The sequence below is a fragment of the uncultured Photobacterium sp. genome (assembly GCF_947502415.1).
Taxonomy (GTDB): domain Bacteria; phylum Pseudomonadota; class Gammaproteobacteria; order Enterobacterales; family Vibrionaceae; genus Photobacterium.
Window position 1 is genome coordinate 49,544 of record NZ_CANMZV010000016.1, and the last position, 12,465, is coordinate 62,008.

The 12,465-nt window shown below is 45.1% G+C and carries 13 protein-coding genes; 6 read left to right on the plus strand and 7 right to left on the minus strand.

The window, feature by feature from the left end:
• The first annotated feature begins 79 nt into the window (after positions 1 to 79).
• From Q0852_RS16365 to Q0852_RS16390, 6 genes are all read left to right on the plus strand, one after another.
• Complete coding sequence (locus Q0852_RS16365) at positions 80 to 2,263, plus strand: carbohydrate-binding protein (RefSeq protein WP_299019735.1); 2,184 nt, start codon at positions 80 to 82, stop codon at positions 2,261 to 2,263.
• A gap of 325 nt (positions 2,264 to 2,588) precedes the next feature.
• Positions 2,589 to 2,900, plus strand: coding sequence for a PTS sugar transporter subunit IIB (locus Q0852_RS16370; RefSeq protein WP_299019737.1), 312 nt, complete (start codon positions 2,589 to 2,591; stop codon positions 2,898 to 2,900).
• A gap of 10 nt (positions 2,901 to 2,910) precedes the next feature.
• Positions 2,911 to 4,236, plus strand: coding sequence for a PTS transporter subunit EIIC (locus Q0852_RS16375; RefSeq protein WP_299019739.1), 1,326 nt, complete (start codon positions 2,911 to 2,913; stop codon positions 4,234 to 4,236).
• A gap of 2 nt (positions 4,237 to 4,238) precedes the next feature.
• Positions 4,239 to 4,610: a PTS lactose/cellobiose transporter subunit IIA gene (locus tag Q0852_RS16380; RefSeq protein WP_299019741.1), complete on the plus strand. Its 372-nt coding sequence runs from the start codon at positions 4,239 to 4,241 to the stop codon at positions 4,608 to 4,610.
• Entirely contained in the window at positions 4,591 to 5,481 is an 891-nt protein-coding gene (locus Q0852_RS16385; protein WP_299019743.1) for a dihydrodipicolinate synthase, read from the plus strand. The genes Q0852_RS16380 and Q0852_RS16385 overlap by 20 nt, the downstream gene beginning before the upstream one ends.
• A gap of 214 nt (positions 5,482 to 5,695) precedes the next feature.
• Positions 5,696 to 6,274, plus strand: a complete 579-nt coding sequence (locus Q0852_RS16390; protein ID WP_299019745.1) for a hypothetical protein — start codon at positions 5,696 to 5,698, stop codon at positions 6,272 to 6,274.
• Between the two features lie 328 nt (positions 6,275 to 6,602).
• Here the strand turns inward: Q0852_RS16390 and Q0852_RS16395 are convergent, their stop codons facing one another.
• From Q0852_RS16395 to Q0852_RS16425, 7 genes are all read right to left on the minus strand, one after another.
• Entirely contained in the window at positions 6,603 to 7,373 is a 771-nt protein-coding gene (locus tag Q0852_RS16395) for a hypothetical protein (RefSeq protein WP_299019747.1), read from the minus strand.
• A gap of 65 nt (positions 7,374 to 7,438) precedes the next feature.
• Positions 7,439 to 7,972, minus strand: a complete 534-nt coding sequence (gene mog / locus Q0852_RS16400; protein WP_299019750.1) for a molybdopterin adenylyltransferase — start codon at positions 7,970 to 7,972, stop codon at positions 7,439 to 7,441.
• A 230-nt stretch (positions 7,973 to 8,202) separates the two neighbouring features.
• Positions 8,203 to 9,435, minus strand: coding sequence for a beta-ketoacyl-ACP synthase (locus tag Q0852_RS16405; RefSeq protein ID WP_299019752.1), 1,233 nt, complete (start codon positions 9,433 to 9,435; stop codon positions 8,203 to 8,205).
• The gene (locus tag Q0852_RS16410) at positions 9,432 to 10,157 is read right to left on the minus strand and encodes a 3-ketoacyl-ACP reductase FabG2 (RefSeq protein ID WP_299019753.1); all 726 of its coding nucleotides are present in this window, start codon (positions 10,155 to 10,157) and stop codon (positions 9,432 to 9,434) included. Before Q0852_RS16410 ends, Q0852_RS16405 begins: the two co-directional genes overlap by 4 nt.
• Complete coding sequence (locus Q0852_RS16415) at positions 10,154 to 10,618, minus strand: hotdog family protein (protein WP_299019754.1); 465 nt, start codon at positions 10,616 to 10,618, stop codon at positions 10,154 to 10,156. Before Q0852_RS16415 ends, Q0852_RS16410 begins: the two co-directional genes overlap by 4 nt.
• Positions 10,611 to 11,843: a beta-ketoacyl-[acyl-carrier-protein] synthase family protein gene (locus Q0852_RS16420; protein ID WP_299019755.1), complete on the minus strand. Its 1,233-nt coding sequence runs from the start codon at positions 11,841 to 11,843 to the stop codon at positions 10,611 to 10,613. Before Q0852_RS16420 ends, Q0852_RS16415 begins: the two co-directional genes overlap by 8 nt.
• Positions 11,844 to 11,861: 18 nt before the next feature.
• The gene (locus Q0852_RS16425) at positions 11,862 to 12,464 is read right to left on the minus strand and encodes a DUF3261 domain-containing protein (RefSeq protein WP_299019756.1); all 603 of its coding nucleotides are present in this window, start codon (positions 12,462 to 12,464) and stop codon (positions 11,862 to 11,864) included.
• Position 12,465: the final 1 nt, after the last annotated feature.

Below are 12,465 nucleotides of genomic sequence, written 5' to 3' on the forward strand. Positions count from 1 at the left end.
GATTCATTTGCCTTTCGAATAACACGTAACACCAATAACAAAAAAACATTACCTACTGTATCCTACCAAGGAGATAAAAATGACATTCAAGAAGACCATAACCGTGGCAATTGCGCTGGCTTTAGCTCCCGCAGCCTTTGCCTCAAACGGCGGTATGCAAGACTTTCTCGATAGTTTGAGAGACTTTGAATCAGGCATAAACCCGAGCCTGAGCACTTTCTACTACGACAACCTAGACAACCCCGTATTCACCTATGCCAAAGTTACAAAACCAGGTCGCTTAGTCCGGGATTGTGCTACCGGTATGATGATATCGGAGCCAACCACCATCAATCAGTTTTTCCAGAAACTCGGCATCGACGACATCTACAACCCTGCCACTCCACACAACCGCGACATGTTCCGTTCAATGCAATACAACTCAATGAATGCATGGGGCTTTGTCGGCTATCAGCTAGGTGAAGCCGTACTTATTGATGCCGGCTACTACAGCCCCAATACTGTGACCATCGACGGTAAAAAATATGACAGCTTCTACATGTTTGTTCCTGATTCCACATGGATAGGATGTAAAACCGAGGCGCTTTCAGAAATTCCAGGATCGGGCGGCAATCAGGTTTACGTCACTGATACAAACCGCTGGGAAGGTAAGTTTGTCGGTAAAAACGGCATAAATAACTTCAACGACTTGTTACTACCTGAAAAACAGGAACTAGTGATCCGGGATGCAATGCATTTCAACTATAAGATCATTTCTAAATTGCTGTCAGATGCCAATATGACCTGGGAGCAAGCCCTTTCGAAAAGCTGGCCAGATAAAGATGACAACGGCCAACCAATTCAGGTACAGGCAACGATGTCAGGTATCCTGGCTGCAGCACACTTACGTGGAGCCTGGGGTACTGGCGCACTTCTGACCAAAGATAAAATTACCTGCGATGAAATAGGAACTTGCATCACCAAGTATGTACATAAATTTGGTGACTACGATACCCTATTTGATGTACCGGGAGACAGCACTACTCACGGTTCCATCTATGATGAAGTACTTACTGCCGGTTGGGGCAATGACACCGTCATTACCGGCGGCGGCAACAACCAAATACTGCTAAACGAGCAAAACGGTTCGACAACAACCATTACCGATTTTGTTCTTAACAAAGATCTAATCATTCTACGTGGATGGAAAGCGGCAGATCCGCTAGCATCCCTTACAGTGACTGATGCTAACGGCAACAGTGAATTGCAGTTTGCCGGACAAACAGTGGTACTTAAAGGCGTTGCTGCTAAAGATGTACAGGCAAACCCATCAGCTGTTATCGAAAAGTCAGATGTTTACACACTGGCTTGGAACACCGGCAAGCAAGTCGTTGAAGGCTTCAACCCTGCAGTTGATAAAATTGAAGGTAGTGCAGGCATCGGCTTCAAACACCTTAAAGCCTATGAAACAGAAAGATCTGTCATCATTGGTCCACAGGCAGAAGATGGCGGAATTTATGCCTCTTATGAGCTAGTAGGACTAACATTGGCAGATCTTACACCAGAGATGTTTGTTAACATCACCGGTGGGTACGACCGCCTTGGTTACATTGTTCCACTTAACCACATTAACTGGGGTTGGAACATGATGCTGACTGTCAAAACTTTTGACGTCAAAAAAACTGTCCTCACAGTACCAAGCAATCAACCAGTTCCATTCTCAGCCCTCAAACTGACCCAAGAAGGCGCCAATGTCGTTATTACGCTGCTAGAACCCTATGCCAAAGGTGATAAGAAGAAGATTGTTCTCCATAACACTGATGTCAAACTACTTAGTGCAGCTAATTTCTCGGGCTTCTCAGGTAACTACAGTGAAGCCACAACCGACATTTCTGTAATGTTCGATATTAGCGTATCTGTTGATGGTTCTGGTGGTACGATTTCTCCAGTTCCTGGCGTTGATGGGGTTTTGCAGGCTAAAGGTGGCTCAGACTTCGTCATCAACTTTATCCCTGATGCTGGATATAAAGTGAAATCAATTGTTGTTGACGGTATTACTTATCCGGCAGCAAACTCCTACACCTTCTCTGCGGTAAAAGGCAACCACCAACTGAGTGTAAGCTTCGAACAAGGATCATCCTGCCCGGCCCTTTGGGATAGTAATGCCGTATATGTCGGTGGAGATCGCGTAACATACGAGGGGAGAATATACCAAGCAAGCTGGTGGACTAAAGGGAATAAACCTGACTTAGGAGGCCCTTGGAAACCTGTTGGCAATTGTTAATTTATCAACCTCTATAACCAAATAGAATATATGGTCGCGATATTTTGTCGCGACCATTTTTTGTTAGTCCAGACTAAAGGAAAAAAATAAAAACAAACCTCATAAACAACATAAAAGTTCATTCTAGATTAAGGTGCAAATATTACACCACCTAACAAATGTAATACTTACAAACATATCAAAACAAGTGGAATTTAATTCACAAAAACATATATTCAAAATATTGAGGATAAGAATATGTGAGCGCAAACATTTATTTTCAATATTTTGAAAATTAATATTCATATGTACCCTAACCTATTAAAGAAATACAAGGATGACCACTATGAATATATTCCTATGCTGCTCCGCAGGCATGTCTACCAGTATGCTGGTAAAAAAAATGCAAGATGCAGCCAAGAGCCAAGGTATCGAATGTTCTATTAACGCTTATTCTATTTCTGAGTTTGAACCAGCCCTTGCTGAAAATGATGTCTGCCTGGTTGCCCCTCAGGTTAAATTCCAATATGAACAGTTTAAATCCAGAGCAGAAGAAAAAGGCAAAGCATGCGGACTTATTGAAATGATGGATTACGGCATGATGAAAGGTGACGTCATTCTTAAGCAAGCTGTAGAACTCTACAACTCAATAAAGTAAGGAATACATAATGAGTATCTTTAATAAGGTCATGCAGTTTGTGGAAGCTGTTGTCGCCCCCATGGCGGCAAAGGTTTCCTGCCAGCGCCATATTAATGCAATCAAAGATGGTTTCGTCGCCACAATGCCATTTTTGATTGTCGGCTCCCTGTTACTTGTTTTAGCCTTCCCACCGGGAGAAGGAAACTTCTTCCTCGACGGCTGGCACTCTTTAGTAGACAAGATCGGCCAGCAAAACATCCTCGCATCTTTCCAGATCAGCATGGGTATCTTTGCTGTCTATGCCGCTTTCAGTATCGGCTATAACCTCGCAGAATCATATGGTCTTCGCTCCCTGAACTCCGGCCTGTTATCCTTGTTCACCTTCCTGCTGGCAGTTGCTCCGGTGCAGTTCATTGATGATATCGGTGGCATTATGCCAATCGCTAACATGGGCGGTACCGGTGCGTTTACCGCCATTCTTACAGGCTTATTAGTGCCTGAACTACAGCGGTTCTTACGAGACAAAAACATTCGCCTGAAAATGCCAGATGCCGTACCACCAAAAATTTCAGCGTCATTTGACCTGCTCATTCCGGTTGTGATTGTTTGTATTGTCGTTGTTTCGATTAATGCCATGCTATCAAACTATGATCTGAACATCCCAACCGCCATTATGGAGATCTTCAAACCACTAGTTTCAGCCTCTGACTCGTTCTTTGCCTGTCTGCTGGCAGTTATCATGATTCAGCTACTGTGGTTCGGTGGTATTCACGGTTCATCCGTTGTTGTTACCGGGATATTGTATCCGGTTTTAATTATCAACCTTGGACTAAACCAGGAAGCATTGGCAGCAGGTCAGGAACTGCCTAAAATATTCGTAAACCCAATTCTGGATTTCTTTATTTTCGTTGGTGGTGCTGGTGGCACATGGGGTTTTGTTGTATTGATGATGCGTTCTAAATCAACTCACCTTCGTACTATCGGTAAAATGTCGATTATTCCAAGTACATTTAACATTAATGAACCAGTTATTTTCGGCACCCCAATTGTAATGAACCCTAACTATTTCATTCCTTGGATGCTATCGCCAATGATTAATACCTGTATCGTTTGGGCAGCATTTAAAACGGAAATAATTTCAAAAATTATTGCCTTACCTCCCTGGACAATGCCTGCGCCTATCGGTGCTGTAATTGCAACAAATTCAAGTACAGCCGCATTTGTTGTTGTCCTCTGTGTTCTTGTCAGTGTCATTATTTATTATCCGTTCTTCAAGATTCACGAAAAGCAACTTCTTGAAGAAGAAAAAGCGACTGAAGAACAGGAAATGGAATTAAAACCATCTAAGGCCTAATCATGACATTTGAAATTAACAAGCAAGAAGATATCACCGAAGAATTTTTGATGACGCTGCTCTGTAAAGTTGGAGAAGCACGAGCATCATTAATGAATGCCATTTCTTTAGCTAAAAAAGGTGACTTTGCCCAGTCTGAAGAAATGATTGCCATTGCAGATGATGCTCTGGCCGATGTCCACCGGACACAGACAGGACTTATTGGCTTTGATGAAGGAGAAGGAAAAGTCACTATGACTTTAATCCTGACCCATATTCAGGACCACATAATGACGACCATGCTATGTCGTGATTTGGCAACAGAAATCATTGCGATCCACTCGATTATCGCTAACAAAGAGGAATTGTCAGAAAATGAAAAAGCGTATATTTGATTTAACACGCCACGATATCGCCAATATGAGTCGTACCGATATTGTCGATTGCATCCGTCGCTCTGAAGGGCGTTCCATGATGGTTGAAAATGTCACCTCTATGGCTCCGCCGGTTGACCTCGTCTCCGGAGCCGAAATTGCCGCCGCCTTTGGCGCTGACATGATCACCCTCAACTGCCTCGATCTAATGGAACCTCGCGCGGAAGTTAACGGTGCAGCAGATCATGGAAGCGCTGATCATTTCACCGTACAAGAACTCAAACAGCTTTCCGGACGCATGATCGGCTGTAACCTGGAGCCCGTGCCTCAAGGCTTCACCGATATCAATATCGGCCGTTCATTAACAAAAGAGACCGTTGAAAAGGCTGTTGAACTCGGCATGAACTACATCATGCTGACAGGTAACCCGGGAATGATGGTCTCGCAAGAAACAATTCTTAATGCGATAGCACTCACCCGCGAAGTATCGAAAGACATCCTGATCATCGCCGGCAAAATGCACGGAGGCGGCGTAGGTAACGACTATAACCTGGAATTCATTCCTCAATTTGCAGAAGCTGGCGCTGACATCATGATGTTCCCGGCTCCTTACACGACTCCAGGAATGAACCCGGCGCTAGCCTCAACGGTCATGGATGCAGTCCATGAAGCCGGTATGCTGGGTATGCTTGCCATTGGAACCTCACAAGAGGGCGCTTCAGAAAGTTATATCGAAAAGGTCACCATTGAATCTAAAGGCGCGGGAGCTGATATCGTTCACATTGGCGATGGCGGCTACGGTGGCATTGCTGTTCCGGAAAATATCATGCGAATGGGCATCACACTACGTGGCAGACGCCACCAGTTCAAACGCATGGCTAACCATCGCTAATCATCGGCGTGAATAATGGTTTATGTCCCTTTTTGGGGCCATAACCCTATAACTCAACGAGCCCCATCCACTGCCTTGGGGCTCATTATTTTTACGAAGAAAAACTCTGCTTTCAAATTATCGTCTTGCCGAAGAACCAATAAACTCTTACTGAACAAGCATCTTGAAGTTACTTGGGTATAATAAGCTAAAGCTTTCAAGATGATATTTAATAATGACTAACTTACTCAAAGAACTGGAAAAGATGGGACTTAACTCTCTGAGCTTCACTGAGCAGGAAACCTCTTTGCTGGAACAATTTATCGATCATAGTTCAGCGTTCTTTGACAATGTCTGCCAACACAAGCCGGATAAACCACCCCATGATATGGCTCTGGGGCTACTTACCAAAGCTCACCAAGAAGCATTCGATAATTATCAGGCCACCCAGCCAAAAATTTCCGAACTTCAAACTATGTTCACCGATAACGTCGGCGCCGAACATGCCAGCAAGTTTTCAACACTCAATCAGGCCGAGCTTAGTGTTATTTCATCATTGTGGTTTATGGCACAAGGCTTCACTGGTATTGATTTCAGCTATGCCAATGATAAAGCAGCAGAAACAGCCGAGCTGCTCACAGAGAATCAAACGTCAACAGAAGATACAAAAAAGAAGTCGATAAAGAATAGTGAAGATTATCGTTCATTGTTTATGAAAGCTTACTACACAGGCATTGATGCGGCACATCAGAATCAACCACACCTATCATTTTTGTTAACAATCAAAAACTATCTAAAACACCTGTTTAAATAGAACTTCCCCCTTTAATCTGCAGTACTTTAAGCCATATTTCCATTAATTTTGGATGTTGAGGCACTGCATTTTTAAAGGCATATAAAATCCATAGTGATTAAAACATGGCATTCAGTGAAAAAACTTTCATCAGCTAAGTTTTTAACACCAAACCGATTTAACATAAATACATACAAACTTTACAAAAACGATCATTGAGCATTTTTCACTCAAGCGATAAACTGCTCATGCTTTAAACAAATATGTTGTTCCTTATACTTTATTCTACGCCTATCACTATTTGATAGGCGTATTTTTTAAGGGCGTAAGAAAGAGTCCCCTTACCAAGTTACTGTGTCAGCTCCTCATCAACCCAATATTTCGAACCGGAAATGTTGGCATCAAGCAGTAGACCTTTCTCACCAATCTGATAAATCGCCATACCACCATTGTACTTAGCTGCCAGCTCTGCACTGTCTGTTCCGGCGACAACCCCCGCTTCTGACGTAGCTTCCCAGCCATCTGTCACGAAACTGTCGAAGGTTTTCTTATCTTCGAAAAAGATCAACTGCTGGTAAAACTTGCCGCCAATTCCGAGCGCTAAGCCAGCACCAAACATTTTCATGTATGTTCGCTTATCGGTCTTCCGATTGACCGCTACCCCCGCCCCTTGGTTGGTGTGAAGCATTAAAGAAAACTTACGGGAATCAAACACGGCATAACCATAAGCACTATCAAATAACAACTTGGCTGACGGCTGTTCGTTAAACAAACGTACCAATGCCGTATCAGACATAGTATCTAACGCCAAACGAGCCTCTTCCGGGGTTTCAGGCTCCAGCATTTCATCAAGCTTTGCTTCACCGGCTTCAAGCCATTCTTCACCTTTTTCTATCGATGCATCGGTCCACTCACCAGCGGTATTAAATGCATCCTCTCCCCACTCTGAAACAGAATCCCAGGTCTCTTTGGAAAAGTCAGTAACATCCTGCCAGGCTTTTTTCGAACCTTCACTGACCTGTTGACCAAGATCCGACGCCGCTTCCTTAAATTCCTCCCAACTGGCATGAGCCGGAGTCACAGCAAGGCATAATACAGCAACAATTACCTTCAACTTCACGGGTTACCCTCCATACAAAACTGGCAACTAATTAGTTGCCAGTTTTCAATCCAATATTTCGTCTTCTATTTCTTCTTCGGACGGAAAGGCTTCATAACCTCTTCATTACACTCAAGGTATGGACCTTCCATCAGGTCGATACAATAAGGTATAGCAGGAAAAACCGCATCCAGACATTCGCGAATAGATTTCGGCTTACCCGGCAGGTTAACAATCAGGCTGTCACCGCGCAGGCCTGCTGTCTGGCGAGACAAAATCGCCGTCGGGACAAATTTCAGTGACTCTGCACGCATCAACTCGCCAAAACCTGGCATCATGCGATCGCAAACCGCTTCGGTAGCCTCAGGCGTCACATCACGTTTAGCTGGGCCTGTACCGCCGGTTGTTACGATCAGGCTACAATCTTGCTCATCCGCCATTTTGATCAGTGTCGCTTCGATAATATCCTGCTCATCAGGGATCACTTCATAAACAGGCTCCCATTCTGATGTCAGGTAATCATTCAGTGTTTCAATAATCGCCTTACCAGAAATATCATCGTACACGCCTGCACTTGCGCGGTCACTGACCGTTACAATACCGATTTTTGCTTTTGTCATTAATTATCCCTCAGGCTTTAACCTTGCTTGTTTTCATTATTACTGACTGGCTAGCAACCGCCAACCAGCTATTCAATCAAATTGAATGCAAGTTTAAGGAATAACAGAAGCGGGATAAACCTTAAAGTGAAAAAACGTGGCAAACGTGGTAGTTAATCCTAATCTACAGCTAGAAAAAAGCCCCGCTTAAACGAGCAGGGCTTTTAATTGAAAAGGCATTAAACAGGTAATTAACCCTGCCAGCGCTTGAAGATTAGTGATGTATTAATGCCACCAAACGCAAAGTTATTGCTCATGATGTACTGACAATCAATCTCACGTCCTTCACCACGGATATAATCCAGGTTTCCACAACGATCATCAATATTGTCCAGGTTCAACGTTGGACTAAACCAACCCGTATGCATCATTTCCAGGCTAAGCCAAGCTTCGATCGCACCACATGCACCAAGCGTATGTCCTAAGTAGCTCTTAAGGGAACTGATTGGCGCATTATCACCAAAGATATTGGCTGTCGCATTACTTTCAGCAATATCGCCTTTTTCAGTTGCCGTACCGTGAGCTGAAATGTAATCAATCGCTAGCGGAGAAAGATCTGCGTCTTTCAGCGCCATTTCCATACACAGCTGCATGGTTTCCATCTGAGGCTGAGTAACATGTGCAGCATCGCAGTTACTTGCAAAACCAACAAGCTCAGCATAAATTTTCGCACCACGAGCCACTGCATGCTCATATTCTTCAAGAACCAGCGTACCGGCACCTTCTCCGATCACCAAACCATCACGTTCAGTGTCATACGGGCGCGGTGTCGACTTCGGCGCATCATTTTTCAAACTTGTCGCGAAAAGGGTATCGAATACTGCCGATTCAGTCGGGCACAACTCTTCAGCACCACCAGCAACCATCACTGTCTGGTAACCATGCTTGATTGCCTCATAGGCGTAACCAATCGCCTGGCTGCCCGAAGTACAAGCACTGCTCGTCGGGATGACTCGACCACGCAGGCCAAAAAACAAGCCAACATTTACTGCTGTTGTATGCGGCATCATCTGAACATAAGTTGTAGCCGTAATTGCCTTGGTGTCTTTTTCATTCAGCATCACACCGAACGCACCAATCGCTGGCGTACTGCCAGTAGATGAACCATAAGCGATGCCTGTCTGACCATTGGTCAGAACCTCATTACCGATAAGCCCACTTTGAATCAAGGCATTTTCACTAGCCAGTGTTGATAGCTTAGAAACACGTCCCATACCGCGCACTTTCTTGCGGGTATAGTGAGCCGGCAGTGTGAAGTTATCGATTGGCGCGGCCAGCTTGGTATTCAGCCCATTATATTGCTCATAACTCGGCATATATTGTGATGCATTTTCGCAAGCACGCAGCTTCGGCTCAATGCTCTGCCAATCGTTACCCAAAGCAGTAACCCCGGACATACCGGTAACAACTACGCGACGACTCATACCAAACCTCCGTTCACCGAAATCACCTGACGAGTTACATAACCCGCAATATCTGACATTAAATAACTCACCAAGCCTGCAACTTCTTCCGGTTCGCCCATACGGCGCAGCGGCACCTGCGGCAGCGCATGCTCTTTAACGTGCTCATCAACCATACCGGTATCAATCAGGCCCGGTGCCACACAGTTTACGGTGATCTTACGTTTAGCCAGCTCCAATGCCAATGACTTGGTCGCACCAATCACACCGGCTTTCGCTGCACTGTAATTAGTCTGGCCCCGGTTGCCCATGATCCCCGATACAGAAGCTAAGGTAACAATACGGCCACCTTTACGCAGCTTCACCATCGGCATTACACATGGGTGAAAAACATTATAAAAACTATCTAAGTTGGTATGAATTACCCCATCCCACTCTTCTTCGGTCATGGCCGGAAAAGCAGTATCACGAGTAATTCCCGCATTGCTCACCACGCCGTAATACGCACCGTGCTCAGCGATATCTGCCTCAAGGCGCTCGCGGCATTGTGCGCGGTCACTAATATCAAATTGGATCAGGCGTCCGGTACCACCGGCTTTTTCAATTTCTGCCAGTGTTAATTCGGCACCGGCTTTATCACTCATATAATGAACAATAATTGCAAACCCATCTTTTGCGAGTTGAGTAGCGACAGCGCGTCCGATGCCTTTACTCGCCCCTGTAACTAAAACCTGTCGAATCATGAAGGGTTCCTATTAAGCATTTGATCTAACTTTTCTTTTGTAGGTACGAATGCATTGAGCTGGCTAGAAGCAAGTACCTTGCCCTGATGTTCAATTCGGCATGAAAAAACAGCCATGCCATTGTTTTCCATCACTTGCTCTGCATAAATATCAAGTACCTCATTTTCTTTGAATGCACTGGCGTCTGCCTGATAGCGGCGACAGCCCAGTAAAAAACCAATTGGAGAAACTTCTCCCTTTTTCCAGGCGTGATAACCGGACCATCCGGCAACAGATTGTGCCATAAATTCAATGCCGACATAGCCTGGAATTGTACGGGATTCGCTATCAAAAAATAAGTTGCTCTCCGATGGCGTAACCTGGCAATGGATATAAGTCTCGCCAACATCGATAAGCTCATCCACCAATGCCATTGGCATATCATGAGGCAGTAACTGGTGTAGGTGAGGTATGTTAGTCATGGGCATATCCAAAAATCAGGCTGATATTATTACCGCCAAAAGCAAATGAATTACTTAAAATCGCTGGCTTAGCGAGTTCAGTTCCCGCTTCTACCAACTTAACCGGGGCCAATGTGTCAGCAATCTGGCCATCGTTGATCTGTGCAGGCAATGGTAACTGGTGACGCAGGACATTCCAGCAAATTGCCGCCTCAACGGCACTAGCCGCGCCCAGTGTATGACCCGTTAACGGTTTGGTTGAACTAACTGGCGTCTGATCACCAAAGATCCGGTAGATCGCCTTAGCTTCCATCTCATCATTCAATGGTGTCGCCGTGCCATGGGCATTAACATAACCGATATCTTCCGGATGTAAGCCCGCATCAGCCAGCGCCTTACGCATTGCCTCTTCCGCTCCTTTGCCTTCAGGATGCGGAGCTGAGATATGGTGAGCATCGGAGCTGTCTCCCGCACCAAGCAAGGCAATGGCCGGTACATCATCAGCAGCCGCAGAATCATCTGAGTTTAGCGACAATAGCATAAATGCTGCCGCTTCACCGATATTGATACCTTTGCGATTTGCACTAAACGGATTACAAAGTGAATCCGATAGCGCATCCAGGCCATTAAAACCGTTAAGAGTCAGGCGGCAAAGTGAATCAGAACCACCGACAACTACGGCATCAACAATCCCAGCTTTTAACAGACGACGGGCAGATAAGAAGACACGGCCGCTCGAAGAGCAGGCCGTTGATAAGGTATAAGCAGGGCCTTCAATACCAAAATAATCCGCAACAAATTCCCCGATATTGCCCACTTCCTGCACTCGATAGTGGTAGCCTTCCGGGAACTCGCCATTCTCAATATGGGCGGATAACGCTTTCTCGCCGTCAGCAATACCTGATGTGCTCGTACCGACGATCACCGCAACACGGTCGCGACCATATTTGTCAACGGCTTGCTGAACCGTTTCTTCAATTTGCAGCAAAGAAGAAAGGGCCAGGCGGTTATTGAAAGTTGTGTGATGCCCCAGTCGCTCAGGAATAGTCGGTAATTCACTGACTACTTTACCAATAACTGTATCTGCACCATTGTTTAGCCAACCGGAAACAGGCAGCATATCAGGAGAGCTTCCCTGCTTCAGCCGAGAATGAATATCCTGCTTAGTGAGTCCTAACGCTGAGTTAAAACCACATCCGTGGATATAAATCGGGGTTGAAGTATATTTCGATATTTTTATATTCATCGCGATTCTTCGCACTTTTTATCGGCTGTAATTTAAGGTTCGAATTGAGATAAGGTATCCCAGTTTTTTATCTTTAAACAGGATGTCGCCATCAAGATGAGGTACAGAGTTGTAATGAATTTCTATCACAACATCACCTTTATCATCGATTAGCTGTCGCAGCTCAGGTGAATCCTTTAAACGCCACCCTACCGCTTGTAACGACTGTTGCCAGGATTCAGCAGGCCACAGTGTCAACATCAAATTGAAAAGTACCTGCTCAGGCTTAGGCAAGGTTTCTCCCAGTCCTGGTAATACCTGAGTTTCGATTACCTTCTCCTGGTAAGTCAGACTTAAAATTCGAGCCCCCCAGGAAGAAAAACCGGCCAGTACAATTTTATCTCTGCTCACCTCTAGCTGAACCGGTAATTGATTAGTCTGATCCTGCCATTGCGCCGTGATTAACTGACTCGCAATTAACGTATTCCCAAGTTGCTCAGGTTCCGGCAAAGTCACTTGCATGCCGGGCCTGATCTCTACCTGATTCTGCATAACAGGCGAAGTCGATGACTGATTAGCACAGCCAGTCAGTACCGCCAGCAGTATTCCTGCCAGAAGCCAGGGCTTCCATTGTCTGCTCATG